Source organism: Bacillus sp. REN16 (assembly GCF_020731355.1).
Classification (GTDB): Bacteria; Bacillota; Bacilli; order Bacillales; family Bacillaceae_L; genus Ferdinandcohnia.
Window position 1 is genome coordinate 302,827 of the sequence record NZ_JAJFZK010000003.1, and the last position, 20,290, is coordinate 323,116.

Here is a 20,290-nt window from a genome sequence, read left to right on the forward strand (position 1 = left end):
CCCTTTTTGAGATTATTTGCCTCCCGCTGATCTCTTTTTAACAGTTACCGGCAGGTTCCCCTTAACCTCTTCATTCCCAAAAATGGCACCAGCCGCCACCTTTAATGCGGGATAAGTGAATTCATAGGTATTCATATAAACCGGAACATCTGGCAAATAACCAAAATCATATGGGCTTCTCATTGCAATCACAATGATAGAATCCTTTTCTTTTATCAGCTTCTCAATCAAAGTAATTTGTTTACTATTAGGCGTAATGGTGAGAGTACCTACAATGACCGTGTCATAGAGGCCCGCCTTTTCAACAATTTCCTCAACCTCTATTTCATTTAGCGAGCTTGAAAACTGATAGATATCTGCATCGGGCTCATATTCTTTGATTGCTTCTCCTAATGAAAGATTGGCATATCGCTTATCCTCCACTTGCATCGTTGTGCCATTATCAGGATGCACCACAAGAATGCGTGAGCTATTCGTAGAGAGTGGAAGAATTCCATCATTTTTTAAAATGGTCACACCATCTTTATATGCTTCGTGTGCAATTTCCTCATGCTGCTTACTTCCTACTGTTTCAGGTACATCTAGTTCTTCGTCTAAGGAAAGGTCATCCCAGCTTAGATACTTTTCTTTAAGTGTATTGATTCTTTGAATTGATTGGTCAATCTCCTCTTCTTTTAACTCTCCACTTTCAACTGCCTTCAAAATCTCCTGAATCGCCCCTACTTGCCTTTCAAGCGTATGGGAAATCATGATATAGTCTATCCCCGCTTTAAGTGCTGCAACAGCGCCCTTTTCGGTTCCGATTCCGTGTAAAATTGCGTTCATTTCCATACAATCTGTTGTAACAACACCATTGAACTTTAGTTTTTTACGTAATAATCCTGTGATGACCTTCCCGGAAATCGTTGCAGGTACACCTGGTTCTGTTTCAATTGATGGAAAATAAACATGGGCAGACATAATGGTATCTGCACCTTCGGCAATACAATCCTTAAATGGTTTTAATTCAATCTCCTCAAGGCGTGCCAACCCATGCGGGATGACTGGTAAATCCAAATGGGAATCGACATTCGTGTCCCCGTGACCTGGAAAATGCTTTAATGTTGTAGCAATTCCAGCCTGTTGCATTCCTTTCATGGATGCTCGGCCGAAGCTTGATACACTTTCGGCGGATTCTCCAAATGAACGTACTCCTATAACCGGGTTTTCCGGGTTATTATTAACGTCAAGAACTGGAGCAAGGTTCCAGTTAATTCCTAATGCCTTTAATTCTTTACCTGTAGCAACTCCCACATTGTAGGCATGATTAGGATTACCTGTGGCACCTAGTGTCATTGCACCCGGGAAGATCGTAGTTCCTTCACCTAATCGTCGGACCACTCCATTTTCCTGATCCACACATATTAATAACGGGTGTTTATACCCAGCTCTTTTTGCTTCACGCTGGAGATCCGTCGTAAGTGCTAATACCTCCTTAGGAGTTCCTATATTTCTACCAAATAAAATTATTGCACCAATATGATAGTCGTGGATTAAATCCCGTACCTCCTGTGGCACCTTAATTCCATTAAACCCAATAACAAGTAATTGCCCTGCTTTTTTTGCTAGCGTTGTATTTTCCATTTCTACACCTCTCCCTTAGCTTAGATTGTTTGCTGTAACGATTCTCCGATAAATATTTCGACCGACAGACCCTTCAGGCATCTTATATGGACCTTCAAAATAAAGACGTTCTTCTTCAAGCTCTTCAATTCGACTGATATTTCCCTTTAGCCATTCTTTGATTCTGAATTGTGCTGTTTCTATACGTGCGAGCAATCCACCATATCGGAGTTCAATGACCTCCCAGCCAAAAGGCTTATTCATCGAAAACCAGAGATGTCTATGCTTTATACGTAATTCTTGTGTACTTTCTATTAAACTAGCTAGTCGTTCATGAATTAATTCCATCTTCTTTTTATCTACCGAATCATATGCCGCTTTAAGCTGAATTCCAATTTCGGACTTCACACTTAGTACTCGTGACAACTGCAAATAAAACTCAAACATTTCCTTCCATTCCTGATTGTTTTTCCTCGCCTCTTCTAATCTAGGAATCAATTTTCCGTAATGCTGATTCATTGGAAGACCATGGATATTCCGATCGTATAAACCAATCAACACATCCTGCCAAAGTAAAATTTTCGATGGGTTCGACTCGTGTAAATTATTCTTGGATACACCAGGTGTTTCATCAAAAAGATTTAAAACCATGAAATCACTGTAAGTTCCACCTGTACAAAAATAAAATCGTTCCGCAACCTCTTGTTCCGTTACGGTTTTATGATAGGAGTGCTCAGCAAAAAGCTGTAGTATGGGTAATGAAGTGGCTAAAGGCGTCTCCGCACCGTTGTCCCCCCACATGGTTGCAAACACTTCTTTTACCCCTTCTTTTTTACAGACGTTTAAAGCCGCCTCTGTCGTGGCTATCGCCTTTCCATAATTGGGTGATATACCATTCCATGTCCAAACCCCACCAGCGAAAATGGGATCAGAGCCAAGTTCTTTGTGCTTCTGAATAAAAGTCTGATAGAACTCCTCTTCTGAATGATAATAGTCCCAATAAACAAGCTGAGTGTTAGGAATAGACTCAATTACATCCTGAGGTATTTTCGCTTCCAGATCATAATACCCACCGTATTTTGAACCTAAGCGGAAGTACATATCACTCCAAATCATTGACTTTAATCCAAGTTCCCCAGTGATTTCTACTACTTTTTTAAGATGTTTGTTCATAATTTCAAAGCGCTCTTCATAGCCGTTTTTATCTAAATATCGGCCTAGTCCTAACTGATGTGCTTCGTCCATTCCTATATGGATCCTTTTTGATTGGAACGGCTTTGTTGCAGCCGTAATAATTTTTTCTAAGAATTGATAGGTCTCAGGCTCCCCTACTAATAAAATATCAGCTGTGTCTCTTATATTTGATGCGTAATTCCATTTGAGGGCTTCAGTTAAGTGTGCAAGTGTTTGGATACACGGAATCATTTCAATGCCTAATGCCCCAGCATACTGATCACATTCTTTAAGCTCTTCCTCTGTATAACGCCCTCTCATGTAACCAAAATAGGGTAATTCCTTTACTTCATACGTATCTTCTGTATACACCATAAGAACATTCAATCCCATTACAGCCATCTTTCGTAACAGGCTCTTAATCTCATTAACTGTCAAAACGCCATTTCTAGAAGCATCCAACATCGCTCCCGTCATTTCAAACTGTGGTTCTTCTGTTATTTCAAAGGCTCCACCTTTTTTGATGTTTTCGAGCCATAGACCCAGCCCACGAAAGAAATGAATATTTTCCTGAAATTGAATTTCTGCTTTATTTGATTCATTTTTAACAAATATCGGGCCTTTTCTTTGAACAATATGAACATGGTAGCCATCATTCGCCTCTTGAAATGAAAATTCATGGGAAAGTATTTGTATACCAGATTTGATATTTTCGATATCACCGGTAAACCTAATATTCATATTGAAAATATCCTCCTTGTTCATTTTTGACAACGTTTCCAAATCAATATTTTCCTAATATCGTTTCTACTAATAAAGATATCATAAAAGAGTTATTTTTAAAATATTATTTTAATTAATTAAATTAATTTATGTATATTTATTTCAATCATTAGTCATTGAACTAAAAAAACGCCGCTGTTCGTTTTGAACAGCAGCATCAATTTTCCCCCTAATTATTCCTTTACACCACCAAGTGTCAGCCCTTTTACAAAATGACGTTGGAACAACATAAACACGATAATCATCGGGATGGATGCGATTGCCGCTCCACTCATTAAAAGCTTGAAGCTTGCCAAGTTTGCGTCCTGTAATGTTTTTAATCCGACTGGCAATGTATAAAGATTTGCATCATTTAATACGATGATTGGCCATAGGAAGGAGTTCCAGACATTCATAAACGTAAAAATGCCAAGTGCCGCTAGACCGGGTTTGGCTAGTGGAAGGATGATTTTCCAATACGTTTTCCATTCACTAGCACCATCGATTTTCGCTGCATCTATAAGCTCATCTGGAATCGAGTGCATAAATTGTCTCATTAAAAACACCCCAAAAACCATTGCTAGATCTGGGAAGATGAGAGCCCAGTGTGTATCCATAATTCCAAAATTTCGAACCATGATAAACAACGGTACTAAGGTAACCTGACCAGGTATCATCATCGTGGCAATAATTGACCAGAAAATAAGATTCCGCCCCGGGAATCGCTTTTTCGCGAGGACGTAACCGGCCATCGAGTCAAAGAGGAGAATACCAATCGTCACGACGACTGCGATATAAAAACTATTAAAAAACCAGATTCCTACATTATTTTTTTTAAACAATGTTGTAAACCCTGAAAATGTGTCTTCTATGATATGGTCCATGACTTCGCGGTGGTAGGCCGCTGCTTCAGTCTCACCTGAATTTTCAGCATCTCGGGCTTTTCCCCAGCGCTCAAAGTACTCTGTGATTCCCATCGGGTACATTTTGGGTGGATTTGAATCAACATATGAAACTTGACGTTCTAGTTCTTCATCCTGGTAGCTGCTTAGCTGCAGAGATGTGCTAAAAACCCAATACAACGGTAAAAGGGAAACTATCGCGAAAATCGACAAGAGCACATAAATAATAAGCTTGTTTACTTTTTGAATACCTGTTGTCATACTGCTTCCCTCCTAGTCGTCGTATCGAAGTAATCGAAATTGAATGACAGAAAATAGTAGAATGATAAAGAACAAAATAACAGATTGTGCTGCTGCAAACCCAAATTCAAAGTCCCTAAAACCTGTTTTATAGATTAAGTGAACAAGGGTTTCAGTTGCCGTTCCTGGTCCTCCACCTGTCATCATAATGATTTGTGTAAACACCTGAAACGAACCAATCGTACTTAGTAAAACTAAATATAGTGTTGACGGCTTTAACAGCGGCAATGTAATATGAAACCATTTTTGAAAGCTATTTGCCCCATCAATTGTTGCAGCTTCATATAATGTATTTGAAATCGAACCCATTGAAGCAAGGTAGAGAATAATCCCGACTCCAAACGGAATTAAACATTGCATGATGATTAAGGCCCAAAGTGCTGAGGATGATTGCCCTAACCAGTTTAGCGGCTCCATACCCAACCAACCTAACACATAGTTGAATAACCCAAAATCATAGTTATACATCCAGCGCCAGACCATCGCCACAATTACCATCGAAGTAACAGTCGGTAAATAAAAAGCTCCTCGAAAGAAGCTTTGAGATAGTTTTCCAAGAGGATGGATGAGGGAAGCAATGATAAGGGCACTTATTACGTTAAAAGGTACCGTTACAACGGTAAAAAGGAATGTATTCCCTAATGCATCATAAAAGGCATCACTTTTAAATACCTTTATATAGTTATCCAGACCAGCCCATTCACTCCCGAAAATTTTGTATTCTTGAAAGGAAATCACAAATGCCCACACCACCGGGATTGCAATAAATGCTGTAAACAGGATCAGTTTTGGAAGTAAAAATAAATATGCAGGATAGTTCTTTTTTATTTGTTGCCATATAGTCGATTTTTTTGTCAGTACTACTGCCTCTGCAGTTTGATGAACGGGTTTCAACGCGATTCCCCCAATCTTTCATTTGGCAAGGAAGGCAACCCGCCATGGACTACCTTCCTGACTAATTTCTACTCACCTAACAATTCATTGACCTTCTTTTCAGCAGCTTTCATTGCTTCTTCAGCTGTCTTTTCACCATTGAATACTAACTGAAGCTCTGTTTGAATGGCTTCATCAATCTTCTTCCATTCAGGGTGACGTGGAAGCATAACTACTTGTGAGGACATTTCTTGTGCACGCTTCATTTCAGGATTGTCCTTATATGGATCCATGTCCGCGGTGCTCTTACGTGCTGGGAAAGTTCCATACTCAGTTGCCATTGTATACTGCTCATCTGTTGTGGATATAAACTTGATAAATTCACCAACCATTTCTTTTTTTCCTTCATCCTTTTGATGGAACATTGTCCAGCCACCAACACCACCGATTGTTACAGCCTCACCTGATTTACCTGTTGGATAGTTTGCTACTGCAAAGTTAGTTGGATATTTTGTTTGTGCCGAACTAATAGCCCATGTCGCCCACGGTTGCATTGCAACTGTACGTTGCTCTTCGTTTGCCCATGCTTGGAATGTGCCTCCAACATCTTGACCACCCGATGTTTCCGGTGATACGTTATGTTTAAATTTTAAATCTGCAAGCTGTTGAATGGCTTCTACTGCTTCTGGCTCTGTAAACGTAAACTTCGTCAAATCTTCATTTAGTGGACTTCCACCATTGATGTAGAAGAATGGCCATGCTTCATAGTAACCCGGCAGGATATAGGTTGAGAAACCATATACATCCGTCTTACCATCGTTATCTCTGTCAAATGTTAACTTTTCAGCTGTTGCAAGGAATTCATCCCATGTCCATTCACCATTTGCAGGGGGTTCAACACCACGCTCTTCAAATAGGTCTAAGTTTAGAAGCATTGCATGTACGGTTAAGGAGTTTGGAACACCATATAATTTTCCATCAAATGTGTAAGCATCCAGTGCATTTTCATAGAAATCTTTTAACTCTTCTTCAGTAAATAAATCATCGACTGACTCAATTACACCTTGTTCAATATGGTCAATACTTATAGCACTTCCGCTAATATCAACAGGCGCAACATCAGGCCATGATTGACCAGCGATCGAAACACCTAATTTATCAGGAAGCTCTGCCCATGGTACTTGAACTAAATCCACTTTTACCCCTTCATGTGCTGCTTCGAATTCTTTAATTTTACTTTCCATCCAGTGAAATTTATTGTCTTTATCATCTGGCCAACGTGGTCCATCCCACACAGTGATTGTACCTGTCCACTCTTTACCGCCGTTTTCGTCTTTTGAAGTGTTTTCTTTCTTACTACAAGCCGCCAACAAACCAATCGCCAAAATACCTATCAGAAAAAGACTTAGCCATTTTTTCATCTTCCTTTTCCCCCTTACGTATCTTTCATCATTGTTTTCATTCTAGTCCCTGCATTAGCATTAAAAAGTAGCTCTCGCCTCCCTTCCTAATTTCGTCATTTATATGCTAGAGCGATTTTCCCCATAATTACTGGAGATTTTGCTCCTGTTGCTGATGGAAGATTATTAGGTCTTTTGTTAATGCATTGGTATCCTAGTAAAGCGAAAACAATCGCCTCCTTGGCATCAGCTGGAATACCTAATTCATCTGTACTACCTAGTTTGTAGGATGGAGGCAGATGAGCCTGCAATTTCCTTCGCAGTGTTTGATTGTACCAGCCACCACCGCTAATAATAACCTCATTGATTTTATAGGAATCTACAAATCTCTTACATTCGTCTGCAATCGTCCGTGCTGTTAGTTCAGTAATGGTTGCAATCTTGTCCTCTGGGGCCAAGTCGGCTTTTTTATTCCAGAGGTCTTTTGCATAATCAAGTCCGAACTGCTCCCGACCAGTACTTTTTGGCGCTAGTAAACGATAATAGTCATGATCTAAAAGTTCTTCAAGCCATTTCTCATCGATTTTTCCCTTTGCAGCTATTTCCCCATTTTTATCAAAGGTTTGTTTCCCATTCGTTGCCCACGTCGTAAAAGCATCTATTAGCATATTCCCTGGACCTGTATCAAATGCGTGCACTTGTTCATTACTCTCGGCAGGAGGTAAAACGGTTAGATTGGCAATTCCGCCAATATTAGCTAGGATTCTACCTTTCGAATTCTCCCTAAATAATAGGTCATCAGCATATGGAACCAACGGAGCACCCTGGCCACCAACTGCCATATCACGTGTTCGAAAGTCTCCTACTGTCATGATACCTGTCCGTTCCGCAATAACTGCGATATCACCAATTTGTAGGGTAGATCTAAGATTATAGCCTTCGACCTGTCTACCTTCTGGCTGGTGAAAAATCGTTTGACCGTGCGAGCTAATTAGATCGACGTCCTTCATCTCAAGACCCGCTTCCGTAATGACTTTTTTCGTGGCTTTTGCAAACAATTCGCCAAGTAACATATTTGATAAGGAAATATCCTCAAGCCGGGATCTGTCTGGATCACACAATGCTAAAATTCTTTCCCTCATTGATTCTGAATACGGAAGTGTTGTAAAACGAATTAATTTTATTTTGATTTCCTGATTATCGGTTTCGGAAATCTTAACAACAGCAGCATCGATGCCATCAAGTGATGTTCCAGACATTAAACCCACAACTATCTTTTGAGCCACTTCAAACTCTCCTTTTATCTTAAGTTCAATGCTTTTTTAAAAAGGTCTATTTTCCAAATAGTTCTAAAGCTACAGTTAATACATTATTATGTGGGTATAGAAGAAATATAATTTTAATTACTTTTTTCGGTAGATAAATTAATATTTCACGTAAAATATAGAACAAAACTGCTGCCCTTTTTTTGAACAGCAGTTTCGGGATTTTATTCTTTGTTTAAAACGGAAGATTTCTGTAATGACATATTTGGATAATAGGAAGTTAGAATTCTTTCAAACCCATACCCTAATGTTGTTCCGAGATAATACGCACCATATTGACTCATACCAACACCATGGCCATTTCCTCCCCCGTAGAAAGTAACACCATTCTCCTCATCAAACTCAAAACCAAAGAAAGCTGATGGCAAGATGGTATAGTTATCCAATGTACCTGTGTATTCTGTGCTACCTGCAGGAGCACGGTGTAAAACAACCGTTTCTCCTTGTGTAAAGGCATTACTTGGCCTAATCGTGAAACGAATATTGTATTCTTTTATGATTTTGTATGTTCCTGTTGTGCCTTCAATGACAAGCTCCATAATGTTTCCACCATCACCACGTTTCGCAACGTACATATCAACGAACTCCCCAATACCTTCAGTAGGGATTGGCTGGCTTACAAACTCTCCGGCTTCATTTTGATTTAACACAAATTTAGGGTCAGCGGCTTGTCTACCTGCAAGGTTCGCATTGATTGTATTCTCTAATTCCTCCTTTGATAGGCCCACCTTCCATCTGAACCATGGAGAATTTCCATCATAGCCTGTATGAGATAATGTTTTATAGAATTCAAGAATTTCCTCTTCACTTTGTGTATCAATTTCTAGCATTTTACTAGGATCATTTGGATCAAACGTATGACTTAATGCAATTAAGTATGGTACTACGTTGCTTGGGAATGTGCCATCCCCTTCAGCCCATACTTGGTGCTTCGACGCTCCATAGCCCCCTGAGGTTGAATAATATCTTGCATCTACTAAACTAGCATCTTGTCCTATCATGATGATTCCCGCTGTTTGATTCACAGCTTGTGTTGTGATAGCATTTTCAGGGGTATTGTTATACACCTGACTCATAACACTATCCAATACAAAGAATCCTTCTTTAGCAAAACGGTCACTTAAGTAGTCACCTAATGCATAGGTTCTAGCCGCTACGGCCTGTGCTTTTAGTGCATTTAAGCCGAAGGAAGCTGGCATTTCACTTGGAACCACCTGATATAGATAATGCTCCATATCAACCTCATTAATTAAATTTAGTTTGTCTCCTGTTGAAGATGTCGTAATTTCAAAAAACCCACGGTAAGACGAGTCTCCACTCGCCCTTGTGATATTTTCGACTTTAATTTTGCTACCCTCATCAGTAAATGCATAAAGTCTGTTTGGCGTCGTATACAACGCCTCACCCGAAGCGTTGGTTACAATGATTTCATTTGAAGATGATGAAAAAGTAACTTTCTCCCCAGCCGTAAATGTTTTTTCTGCAACTTTATCAATGATTTCAAGTCCAGCTTGAGAGCTTAGTACAATCGTATCGTGATCAACAGCTGCAAAGCCCGTTGTCATTATCCCCACCCGCATTGTTTCAATCGGGGTTGGACCATCAATAAAAACTTTCGTAATTTCATTTTTGTGATTAACTCGAACCGTGACATTTTCCGCACCAACTCTTACATCAGCTAGAGATTTTTGGTACACTCTGTTTTCCCCTCTTTGGGTGACCTTGTAATTCTTTGCAAGTTTTATAGTGCCCTGAAGCTCTAGTTCCAAAGTTCCATTTTCGTTATCCTTCGCCATAATTTTTTCATTGTATTCAACCCATGACCGGTTATCCTTCGCAGCAGATGCCTGTCCCCCTTGTGAAAAAAGGCCAGTAATAAGAACAATCATTGCCAAAGCGCTTACAAAATTACGTCCCATTCTAATCAGCAAAATATCCCCCACTCCCATAGTGTTTTTATTACCAGCAAGTTTTCTTAGTAAATTGAAAAAATTGCTAGTTTTGCTCTATTCTTTATTTCTTTAGGCTAACAAAATATCCCTTCATACTTTTTTACTATTTTTTAAAATAAAATTTTATAATCCCGTTTCATGATTCGTTAAGAAAAAGGCAATACTAGTATGTTTGGACAAAAGATTTGAACATAAAATCTACCCTTTTGGGAATACAAGAAAGGATGATTGTTATTGCAGCAGATCTTGCAAAGCGTCGGAAGGTTTTAATAAAGGATTTTTTCGATTAATATAGAAATAAATAGTGTATTCAACATAAGGAGGAACATACTTTGAATCAAAATATTCAAAACTACTTAACTGAAAATAAAGAATCTCATCTACAAGAACTCTTTGAATTTCTTAAAATCCCAAGCATTAGTGCATTACCCGACCATAAAGGAGATGTAACGCAGACTGCGGAATGGGTAGCTGAAGCACTCCGTAAAATCGGCATGGAAAATGTCAGCATTCATCCTACTAAAGGCCATCCCGTTGTTTATGGGGACTGGCTTCATGCAGAGGGTAAGCCAACAGTCTTAATTTATGGGCATTATGATGTCCAACCAGTTGATCCCCTTCATTTATGGGACAGCCCTCCGTTCGAACCTGAAGTTCGTGACGATAAAATTTTCGCCCGCGGAGCAAGTGATGACAAAGGTCAAACCTTTATGCATGTAAAGGCATTGGAAGCCATTTTTAAGACAGAAGGGACCTTACCGCTTAATTTCAAATTCTGTATTGAAGGCGAAGAAGAAGTTGGAAGCCCGAACCTCCCTGCTTTTGTTAAGGAAAATAAAGAGCTGCTTGCTGCTGATGTCATTGTAATTTCTGATACAAGCATGAATGAACGCGGAAAACCTACAATTTGCTATGGTGTACGCGGACTTGCAGGTCTTCAAATTGATGTAAAAGGATCAAACAGTGACTTACATTCTGGGCTTTACGGTGGCGGTGTACATAATCCAATCAATGCACTTGTTCAATTATTGGACTCCTTCCATAGCGAAGACGGCAAAGTAACCGTTGAAGGGTTCTATGATGATGTACTTCCATTAAAGGATGAAGAAAAACAGGCTTATGAGGCATTAAACTTCGATGAGGAAAAACAACGTCAAGAGCTTGGCGTTCCCGCTCTTTATGGAGAAAAAGGATTTAGCTATCTTGAACGAACATGGGTCCGTCCGACTCTTGATATTAACGGGATTTATGGCGGGTTCCAGGGTGATGGGATTAAGACAGTTATCCCTTCAGAGGCTCATGCAAAAATCACATGTCGCCTTGTACCAAACCAGGATCCTGATGTGATTGTTGAACAGTTAAAACAGCATATTGAGAAAAACAAACCAACTGGCGTTGACGTTAGCCTTCAGATTTTTGACAAAGGTGCACCATATGTGACACCATTTGACCATCCAGCGATTCAAGCAGCAGGTCGCGCATATGAAGAAGTGTACAAGGTGCCAACATCATTTACTCGCGGAGGTGGATCATTGCCGATTATTGCGACCTTAGATGAAGTTCTTCATGCTCCAATTGTGTTGATGGGCTTTGGACTTCCGACTGAAAACTTCCACGCACCTAACGAGCATTTCCACCTTGAGAATTTCGATAAAGGCTTGGAAACGCTTTGTACATATTGGTTTGAATTGGAAAAGTCGTTGTAAAAGGAAAGGTGGATTCCCGCTTGGGGATCCACCTTTTTTGTTATAGGGCACCCTATCGCGCAATTATCATTAACTAAAGCGCAATTCCCGAGATTAAAGCGCAATTATCACAAACTAAAGCGCATATCTCAAGAATAAAACGCAATTCCGAGAAATAAAGCGCAATCCAACGATTGTCCCACTTATTTTTCAGCTAAAAATGCCCGAACCTGTTCAATTGTCGGCAATGCGCTCATGGCGCCTTTCTGCGAGACGGCCAGCGCACCAGAAACACTTGCAAATGTAGTAATTTCTTTGATTTCATCAAGTGTATAGTCTGTAATTTGTGTATCTCGTTCACTGAACTGGTACAACAATCCGGACACAAAGGCATCTCCCGCACCTGTCGTATCCACGCTTTTTACCTTTCTTGCTTTCACAAAAATGGACTCACCCTTGTAGAATGCATGCACGCCGTCCTTGCCAAGTGTGATGAATAGGAGCGGAATCTTGTATTCTGCTAGTTTTTCAACACCGCGGTTAATGTCCGTTTCACCCGTAATGAACTCTAATTCTACCTCTGATAATTTAACGACATCCGCCTCACTTAGCATGGATGTGATTTTCTGTTTCGCGATGTCTAGACTTTTCCATAGCATTGGCCGTAAATTCGGATCATATGAAACAACTAAACCTTTTTCCTTTGCTAATTGAAGTGCCTTTTTCGTCGCGGATTCTGCTGGGTCATCAATTAATGAAATTGAACCAAAGTGGAACACATTGTGCTCATCAAAAAGTGATGCTGGAATCTCTTCAGGCGTTAAAAAGCGATCCGCGCTTTTTTCAATGTAAAATGAAAACTCCCGCTCACCGCCATCGCCAAGTGTCACGAACGTTAGCCCTGTACGTACTTCCTTTGAAAGATACATTGCTTCCGTTTGAACATTATAGTTCCCTAAGGTCTGTTTTAAAAAGTTGCCCAGAACATCGTCCCCAACCTTACCTATGAAAGAGGACTTCACACCAAGCCTTGCTGCTCCAACTGCTACATTTGCCGGCGCTCCCCCAGGGCTTTTTAAAAATTGCATATTTTCTTCGTCAAGTGGAATGAAATCAATTAATCCTTCACCTAAACAGATAACTCCCTGTTTCATCGTTTCACTTCCTTTCGTTATTAATAAGACTGCTTTTTTCAGAAATGTACCGTGAGATCACTCTTACGGTACACGCTTGGGACTCTTTATGCTGATCATGACCTCAACCTAAATTCCATTTCTTCATATTAAATTGAAGATTGCCTTCCGAAATAAAAGAAACGGATTCATTATTCGAACTTGGAAAAAATCGCGCTGTAAAAACTTCCTCTCCATCGTTCACAAATATCTCAATTGAGGAAGTATCCAAAAACACGTGCAGCTTCTTAATTCCATGCATTTGACAATGTCGCGATTCTATAAGCCCATCTTTAAAGTTCTTTCGATGAAGGCTCATTTTATTTTCTTTTGCAGAATAAAAGAAGCTTGCAGCCCCTCTGAATGTGATCTCAAAGGAATCAGTCTGATACGAAATTCCGTCCATGAGTATTTCCATTGATGTTCCTTGTATATTATCAAGATTAAGAATTTCTGTATTAACCTGAACATTTTCGTACGAAATTTCATTTTTCCGTAATTTCTTAAGTTCCTCGACAGGCTGTTGAACAACTTTTCCACCTTTAAGTGAAAGAACTCGTGGCAATGTCATTGCGTGAATCCAGCCGTTATCAATGGTTGGCTGATACTGTTCATTGTCATCCGTAATTCCCATCCATGCAAAAAGAAGTCGTCTTCCTTTTTCATCAATGGTAGTTTGTGGGGCATAGAAATCAAAGCCCCGATCGAGTTCCGTAAAATCGCCATGACTGTAAGTTTGAGTTTCATAATCGAACTCACCCACAAAATAGCCCGCTTGGAATAAATTATGATACAAATCACCCTCCGGCTCAAGCCCCTGAGGCGAAACGAGTAAAACCTCTTTTCCGTCTAATTCGAATAAATCAGGACACTCCCACATATAGCCAAATGGGCCTAATCCGTTCATTTCTGAACCTGTTATTGCACCGTGAAATTCCCAATCTGTTATGTTCTGAGAGGAATAAAGAACAACCTTCCCTTGTTCATGGAGATCTTGCGCACCGAGCACCATAAACCAAGTGTCATCTTTTTCCCAAACCTTTGGGTCACGAAAATGTGCTGTATAGCCATCTGGAAGATGGATGACTGGTCCCTTTTTCTCAAAAGTTAAACCATCGTTTGAGACTGCCATACACTGATAAGTCTCACGTTCCCCCTTTTCACCCTTTACATTCCCGGTATAAAATAAGATCATTTTTCCGTCATGCTCAATCGCACTTCCTGAATAACAACCATTTTTCTCAAACCACTCGCTTGGTGCAAGCGCAATCGGCTGGTGTTCCCAATTGACAAGATCTTTTGACATATAATGCCCCCAAAATTTCGAGCCGTGTGCCGTTTCAAAGGGATTCCATTGGTAAAACAGATGGTAAATACCCTTATACTGAATAAAACCATTTGGATCATTTAACAAACCAACCGGTGGCATTATGTGAAATCTCAAGCGGTAAGGATCGTTTTCGACCTTCTCCTTATTTCGTGCTACTTCCTGATTTGCTTTTACGATTAATTCCTGCTGATTCATGATGAACTCCTTACGTAAAGAAGGCAAGTGATTACTTGCCTTCTGTTTTTGTCTAGTTCAAGAAGCCATCGACTCGAAAGTCATAGACCGATTTACGGGCACCTTGAACAATTCTTATTTCTCTTGCATTTTATCTGAGTACCCGAACATCCATGTAAGAACGAAAGCAACCGCAATGGCTACTGCGTTCACGAGGATATAGAGTAAAATTTGTCCGTTTAAATAAAGCAATGTTCCTGGAATGACGGTGATTGCCATGCCTGTTGCCTTAAGACCAAGGATTGAAGCTAAGAAGCCTCCGACGCCGCCACCGATAAGTCCCATGATAAATGGTTTCACATAACGAAGGTTAACCCCGAAAATTGCAGGCTCTGTGATACCTAAAAACGCTGATAGTGTAGATGGCAGTGCCAAAGCTTTTAATTTGATTGACTTTGTTTTTAAACCTACTGCTAAAGCTGCTCCACCCTGTGCCGCGGTCGCACATGTGACAATTGCGTTATATGGGTTAAAGCCAAATTTCTCAAGAAGCTGAATTTCTAAAAGGTTAAAGACGTGGTGAACACCTGTAACCACAATAATTTGGTTAAGGAATCCAATAATTAATCCTGCTAACCCGAATGGCCACTCAAGAACTGCCACTGTTGCATCTAAAATGATATTTTCAACTGTGTGGAACACTGGTCCGATTGCAAAAAGAGCTAAGGCAATCATAATGAGTAGTGTTAAAAATGGAGTAACAATTAAATCCAGTGCTTCTGGAACGCGTTTACGAATCCATTTTTCAAGCTTTGCACCAACTATACCAGTGATAAATGCTGGAATAACAGAACCCTGATAACCGACCACAGGAATGAATCCAAAGAATTTAATTGGATCCACATCACCGCCTGCAACTCCCCATGCGTTTGGCAAGGATGGGCTAACAAGCATTAATCCGAGCACAAGCCCGATCGTAGGGTTACCGCCAAATACACGGAATGTTGACCATGCCACTAGAGCCGGTAAGAAAATAAAGGCTGTATCTGTTAATATTTGTGTGAATAAAATGAAGTTTTGTGAAATATCTGCGGGTGTCAAGCCAAACCACGCAAGAATCTGCTCCTGCATCACCAATCCGCGTACACCCATGAAAAGACCTGTTGCAACTAGGGCTGGAATGATTGGGACGAACACGTCACCGAATGAACGAATGGCACGTTGCAAGACATTTCCGCTTTTCGCTGCTTCCTTAGACTGATCCGCTTTTGTCGATGTTTCAATCCCTATTTTTTCAACCTCTTCATAAATTCTGTTTACTGTTCCTGTACCCAGGATGACCTGAAATTGACCTGAGTTAAAGAAGGCACCTTTCACCTTATCTACATTTTCAACCTTATCTTGATTGATTTTTTCTTTGTCCTGAACCATAATTCGTAATCTTGTTGCACAGTGTGCAGCAGAAAGAATATTTTCTTTACCACCAACTGCCTCGATAATTTCTTCAGCAATTCGACGATTTTCTGACATTTACTTTCACCCCTATAAATATAGTGTCTGTATGGTACCGATTACATATACATAGGTAATCGATTACACATTGAATAAAAAATAAAGACGGAGTGTGTGTAATCGATTACACATCCATCACAAAACTGATTATATACTATCTCTAATTATTAGTCTATATTCGATTTGTTTTTTTTCTAAGGAAATCCCTTCCTGTAAGATTCCTAACAATGTCTTTGCTGCCTCAGCACCTGTATGTTCACTAAGCAAGTCAACAGTCGTTAGTTTCGGAACGACATATTTTGATAAAACAGAAGCACCCATTCCGGCTAAGGCAACATCACTTGGAACCTCCAGACCCTGTTCCTTCAGATATTCCATTGCCCCAATCGCCAAACGATCTGTAACAGCAACAATAGCAGTTGGGCTTTCGGAAGAAACACTAAAAATCTGCTTTGCAGTCGCATAACCCGATTCAATGGAAAAATCTGCTTTTCCAATCCATTTGTGGAAAACTGGCAGTTGGTTTTCCTCCAGCGCTGCTAAGTACCCAGCTTTTCGCTTGTATCCAACCTCATAATCCACCTCGTCTACTCCGATAAAGGCAATGTTACGATGGCCTTTTTCAATTAACAGATTGGTGATATCCTTTGCGGCTTGAAAATTATTGTTGATAACAGAAGGTATTCCTTCCATCTCTTGACCAGTCGCGACAAACGGAATTCGCAGTTTTTTAATTTCATTTAACAGGTCCTCGCCCCGATTGGTCGCAAGAAGAATAATCCCATCTACCTGTTTACTTTTTAAAAGCTTTACATACTCAATTTCTTTTTCTGGATCAAGGTTTGTATTAGTCAGTAAAATCTGATATCCATGTTTTGCGAGTTCTTCGCTGATTCCATTGACAATCCTGCTTGCTGTTTCAGTGCTAAGCTTCGGTAAAATGACACCAATGACATTGGATTGCTTGGTCCGCAACGCTTTTGCGTGCTCACTTGGAATATAGCCTGTTTCATTAATGATTTTTAAAATCCGTTTGCGAACGTCATCACTTACATAACCTGAATTGTTCAGCACACGCGAAACAGTCGCACTCGACACATTTGCCAATCTCGCAATTTCCTTCATCGTCACCATGACATTTCCTCCCGTACATTTCATTCCTCTTTATTTTACACAATTCCTGCAAAGACTAAAGGAATTTTTAAATATTTGTTCTGCTAGGGTGTTGGGTTCCATTATAATAGGTTTGTATACATTAAACTTTTGAATCAGGAAAAGGTCGTGGGGATATTGATCGAGAAGCTTATACAGATTCAATTTAATCTAGTAAAACCACTTATTCCAGGATTAGAGAACCATCCAGTATTAAATGGTGTGATCGATGGGAACAATCCAGGGGAGATTTATGTGGACAATCGGAACCAACCCGAAACAGCTTTTATTTGGGCGAAAAATGAGATGTTCTATCTTTGCGGGAGGGTTGATAATCAAAAGTTTAATTTTGAGCTTGAGGAATATATTGCATCTGTGATACGCGACGAGGCACTCCCTGAGGAAGATACATTAAATCTGGAAGTTTACCCAAACCATGAATGGAATGGAACGATCGAATCCATTTTTACCCGAGTTACCCTCTTTAAAGGAGAACGTGTCCCTTTTGTTTTTCATAGAGATTGGTTTAATCCGAATAGTTCGAAGGAAATTCCTGAGGGCTATGAAATAAAATTGATTGACCAAGTACTCATTGAATCGGATGAAAGCAACGTCATTAAAAATGAAATCATGAAGTTTTGGGGTGAATCCCTGGATTCATTTTTTCAAAAAGGCTTTGGATATGCAGCTGTTCAGGGTTCATCTGTGATCGGAACATGTCTGTCTGTCTTTGTATCGAAAAATGAATACGAGATTGGAATTAACACTTATGATCCAAGCCACCGGGGAAAAGGACTTGCATCCGCAATGGCTAGAGCCTTTATCAAAGAATGTTTAAGTCGAGGCGGGAACCCACATTGGACAACAGAGTCCTTTCGCAAAGATTCCATTGTAATTGCAAGAAAAATGGGCTTTGAACAGCTCGAGAATTATCCGGTTTATTACTTACCTTTTGATGAGTTTATCCTAAAATAAGGAGTTCGCCTAATGACGAGCTCCTTTTTAAACCGATCTCTCATATATAACAAACTCCTGTATGGAACGGTTTCTTTCGTCAAATCGTTCCGCAAAGTTTCCTCCTGTACTCTTTGAAATGATGTTTCTCCAAAACGCACGTGCTCTCTCATTCTTTTCAGACTGACACACATACCACCTTCCAGGAAACATAGAAAAGATTTGCTCAGCAACTTTTGACCCGATTCCTTTACCCTCATGGCCCCTCATGATAAAAAATTCTTCGATCGAATTAGGCTCCTCCTCCGTTTGGCTTTGCATTAATACAAAGCCTGCAAGCAAACCATCCACTCTTACAAAATAGGCATGATGGCTGCGATCCTTCCAATAGGCATCAAGATCAAACCTTCCAAAACAGCCATTTTCATCTATCCTTATACTGCTCATATACTTGGTAAATTCGTAAATATAAAACTGCATGAGATTATGCAAAACTTCTTCTTCCTCTTTTGAAACAGCTTGAATTTGAATGTCCATTATAAGCTAGACTCCTCTATAATTTCGTCCGGATACCCCACAGTTCAGGGAAAAAACGATGGTTAATGACCTGCTTCAAATACTCAACTCCGGCAGAGCCACCTGTCCCCCTCTTATGCCCGATAATTCTTTCGACGGTAATCATGTGATTATAGCGCCATTTCTGTTGGTGGGATTCAATATCAACCAGCTTCTCCGCCAGCTCATACAGATCCCAATACTTTGCGATATTTTGATAGACTTCTAACCATGCCTGTTCGACACTTTCGTTGGCTTTATAATCCCGGGTCCAATCCCGCTCAAGGCACGAATTATCAATTTTGAATCCTCTCTTTGAAAGGGCTAGAATAGAAGCATCATAGATACTTTTTTCTTTAAGTGCAGTATCAACCTGTTTGTAAACATCAGGTTGATGCTTGTAGACACCAAGAACGTTTGGCTTTTTATGCCCCAGAGCAAATTCGATTAACCGATTTTGATAGGATTGAAAGCCCGATGATTTTCCGAGCTTACCTCTAAATTCCATATATTCAGAAGGTGTCAGTGTTGAAAGGACATCCCAGGATTGAATCAATTGCTGCTGAATTCGGGAGACCCTCGATAGCATTTTAAAAGCAGGTTCAAGATCATTCTTTAAGATAGACACTTTGGCAGCATTGACCTCATGTAAAATGAGCTTCATCCAAAGCTCGCTTGTTTGATGAATGATGATAAACAGCATCTCGTCATGATGCTCAGAAAGTCGTTGCTGGCTTGAAAGCAATGTATCCAACCGAAGATAATCACCATATGTCATGTCCTTTGACAAATCATCATAAATGCCGTCGCTTTTGGTCATACACGTCTCCTTTCGAAAATGAAAGTTGGTGTNCATACACGTCTCCTTTCGAAAATGAAAGTTGGTGTTTATGTACTACTTCTTATTTTCTATGGATATGCAAAAAATCCTTTATCTTTCATGAATTTTCGATAAGGATAATTGCTAAATTCCAATTGAGCCAAAATAAAAAGCCTCCTGGAGGCCAGTTTTCGGAAACTTACTGTTAAACTCTTTTTTTCCTTCTGATAATCAACTGATTTAATACCTCAGATATCACGAGCCCGAACGCAATGGCACCAGAGATCATAAAAGCCCTTGCCGCAAGTGGTAATGCAGTTGAATAGTCATTTTCAACAAATTTCCTCATCGCATCATATGAGATTCCACCTGGCACCAACGGGATGATTCCGACGATACTGTAGATAATGACTGGGTTTTTATACACTTTCGCAAAAATATGGCTGATAATCGCAACCAAAACGGAGGCTGCAAGTGTCGCATAAACAGCATCAACCCCCTCCAGGAATAAATAGATATATAACATCCACCCGATCATTCCAACTAATCCACATTTTAAAAGTGACTTTTTTGGAACATTGAAGATGATGCCAAATGTGCTTGAAGCAATTAAGCTTGTAATCAAATGAGCAAGCATTGTAAACTCC

16 protein-coding genes are annotated in these 20,290 nt (G+C 39.9%); 2 read left to right on the forward strand and 14 right to left on the reverse strand.

Annotated features, from left to right (window positions below; all coding sequences use genetic code 11):
* Positions 1 to 12 precede the first annotated feature (12 nt).
* The 7 genes from nagZ to LKW28_RS05375 all read right to left on the reverse strand — a co-directional run bounded on the left by nagZ (position 13) and on the right by LKW28_RS05375 (position 10,268).
* Complete coding sequence (gene nagZ, locus LKW28_RS05345) at positions 13 to 1,623, reverse strand: beta-N-acetylhexosaminidase (RefSeq protein WP_229139310.1); 1,611 nt, start codon at positions 1,621 to 1,623, stop codon at positions 13 to 15.
* 15 nt (positions 1,624 to 1,638) lie between these two features.
* Complete coding sequence (locus tag LKW28_RS05350; RefSeq protein WP_229139311.1) at positions 1,639 to 3,516, reverse strand: beta-N-acetylhexosaminidase; 1,878 nt, start codon at positions 3,514 to 3,516, stop codon at positions 1,639 to 1,641.
* 215 nt (positions 3,517 to 3,731) lie between these two features.
* Positions 3,732 to 4,700 carry a carbohydrate ABC transporter permease gene (locus tag LKW28_RS05355; protein ID WP_229139312.1) on the reverse strand — a complete coding sequence of 323 codons (969 nt, stop codon included), beginning with the start codon at positions 4,698 to 4,700 and terminating at the stop codon, positions 3,732 to 3,734.
* A 12-nt stretch (positions 4,701 to 4,712) separates the two neighbouring features.
* Positions 4,713 to 5,633 carry a carbohydrate ABC transporter permease gene (locus LKW28_RS05360; RefSeq protein ID WP_229139313.1) on the reverse strand — a complete coding sequence of 307 codons (921 nt, stop codon included), beginning with the start codon at positions 5,631 to 5,633 and terminating at the stop codon, positions 4,713 to 4,715.
* Between the two features lie 68 nt (positions 5,634 to 5,701).
* On the reverse strand, positions 5,702 to 7,033 hold the full coding sequence (locus LKW28_RS05365) for an ABC transporter substrate-binding protein (protein WP_229139314.1): 1,332 nt from the start codon (positions 7,031 to 7,033) through the stop codon (positions 5,702 to 5,704).
* A 95-nt stretch (positions 7,034 to 7,128) separates the two neighbouring features.
* Positions 7,129 to 8,298: an anhydro-N-acetylmuramic acid kinase gene (locus LKW28_RS05370; protein ID WP_229139315.1), complete on the reverse strand. Its 1,170-nt coding sequence runs from the start codon at positions 8,296 to 8,298 to the stop codon at positions 7,129 to 7,131.
* A gap of 203 nt (positions 8,299 to 8,501) precedes the next feature.
* The gene (locus tag LKW28_RS05375; protein WP_229139316.1) at positions 8,502 to 10,268 is read right to left on the reverse strand and encodes a SpoIID/LytB domain-containing protein; all 1,767 of its coding nucleotides are present in this window, start codon (positions 10,266 to 10,268) and stop codon (positions 8,502 to 8,504) included.
* Positions 10,269 to 10,621: 353 nt separating this feature from the next.
* On the opposite strand from LKW28_RS05375, the gene LKW28_RS05380 reads away from it, so the two are divergent.
* Positions 10,622 to 11,995: a dipeptidase gene (locus LKW28_RS05380; protein ID WP_229139317.1), complete on the forward strand. Its 1,374-nt coding sequence runs from the start codon at positions 10,622 to 10,624 to the stop codon at positions 11,993 to 11,995.
* Between the two features lie 182 nt (positions 11,996 to 12,177).
* Here LKW28_RS05380 and LKW28_RS05385 read toward each other — a convergent pair whose 3' ends face one another.
* From LKW28_RS05385 to LKW28_RS05400, 4 genes are all read right to left on the reverse strand, one after another.
* On the reverse strand, positions 12,178 to 13,128 hold the full coding sequence (locus LKW28_RS05385; protein ID WP_229139318.1) for an aminoimidazole riboside kinase: 951 nt from the start codon (positions 13,126 to 13,128) through the stop codon (positions 12,178 to 12,180).
* Between the two features lie 103 nt (positions 13,129 to 13,231).
* Complete coding sequence (locus LKW28_RS05390) at positions 13,232 to 14,671, reverse strand: glycoside hydrolase family 32 protein (protein WP_229139319.1); 1,440 nt, start codon at positions 14,669 to 14,671, stop codon at positions 13,232 to 13,234.
* Between the two features lie 114 nt (positions 14,672 to 14,785).
* Positions 14,786 to 16,180 carry a sucrose-specific PTS transporter subunit IIBC gene (locus LKW28_RS05395; RefSeq protein ID WP_229139320.1) on the reverse strand — a complete coding sequence of 465 codons (1,395 nt, stop codon included), beginning with the start codon at positions 16,178 to 16,180 and terminating at the stop codon, positions 14,786 to 14,788.
* Between the two features lie 129 nt (positions 16,181 to 16,309).
* Complete coding sequence (locus LKW28_RS05400) at positions 16,310 to 17,296, reverse strand: LacI family DNA-binding transcriptional regulator (RefSeq protein WP_229139321.1); 987 nt, start codon at positions 17,294 to 17,296, stop codon at positions 16,310 to 16,312.
* A gap of 156 nt (positions 17,297 to 17,452) precedes the next feature.
* On the opposite strand from LKW28_RS05400, the gene LKW28_RS05405 reads away from it, so the two are divergent.
* Positions 17,453 to 18,289 carry a GNAT family N-acetyltransferase gene (locus LKW28_RS05405; RefSeq protein ID WP_229139322.1) on the forward strand — a complete coding sequence of 279 codons (837 nt, stop codon included), beginning with the start codon at positions 17,453 to 17,455 and terminating at the stop codon, positions 18,287 to 18,289.
* Between the two features lie 27 nt (positions 18,290 to 18,316).
* On the opposite strand, the gene LKW28_RS05410 is transcribed toward LKW28_RS05405, so the two are convergent.
* The 3 genes from LKW28_RS05410 to LKW28_RS05420 form a co-directional block, all read right to left on the reverse strand.
* Positions 18,317 to 18,805: a GNAT family N-acetyltransferase gene (locus LKW28_RS05410; RefSeq protein ID WP_229139323.1), complete on the reverse strand. Its 489-nt coding sequence runs from the start codon at positions 18,803 to 18,805 to the stop codon at positions 18,317 to 18,319.
* 16 nt (positions 18,806 to 18,821) lie between these two features.
* The gene (gene kynA, locus LKW28_RS05415; RefSeq protein ID WP_229139324.1) at positions 18,822 to 19,643 is read right to left on the reverse strand and encodes a tryptophan 2,3-dioxygenase; all 822 of its coding nucleotides are present in this window, start codon (positions 19,641 to 19,643) and stop codon (positions 18,822 to 18,824) included.
* A 205-nt stretch (positions 19,644 to 19,848) separates the two neighbouring features.
* A complete protein-coding gene (locus LKW28_RS05420; protein WP_229139325.1) occupies positions 19,849 to 20,280 on the reverse strand; it encodes a threonine/serine exporter family protein in 432 nt (143 codons plus the stop codon).
* Between the last annotated feature and the right edge of the window lie 10 nt (positions 20,281 to 20,290).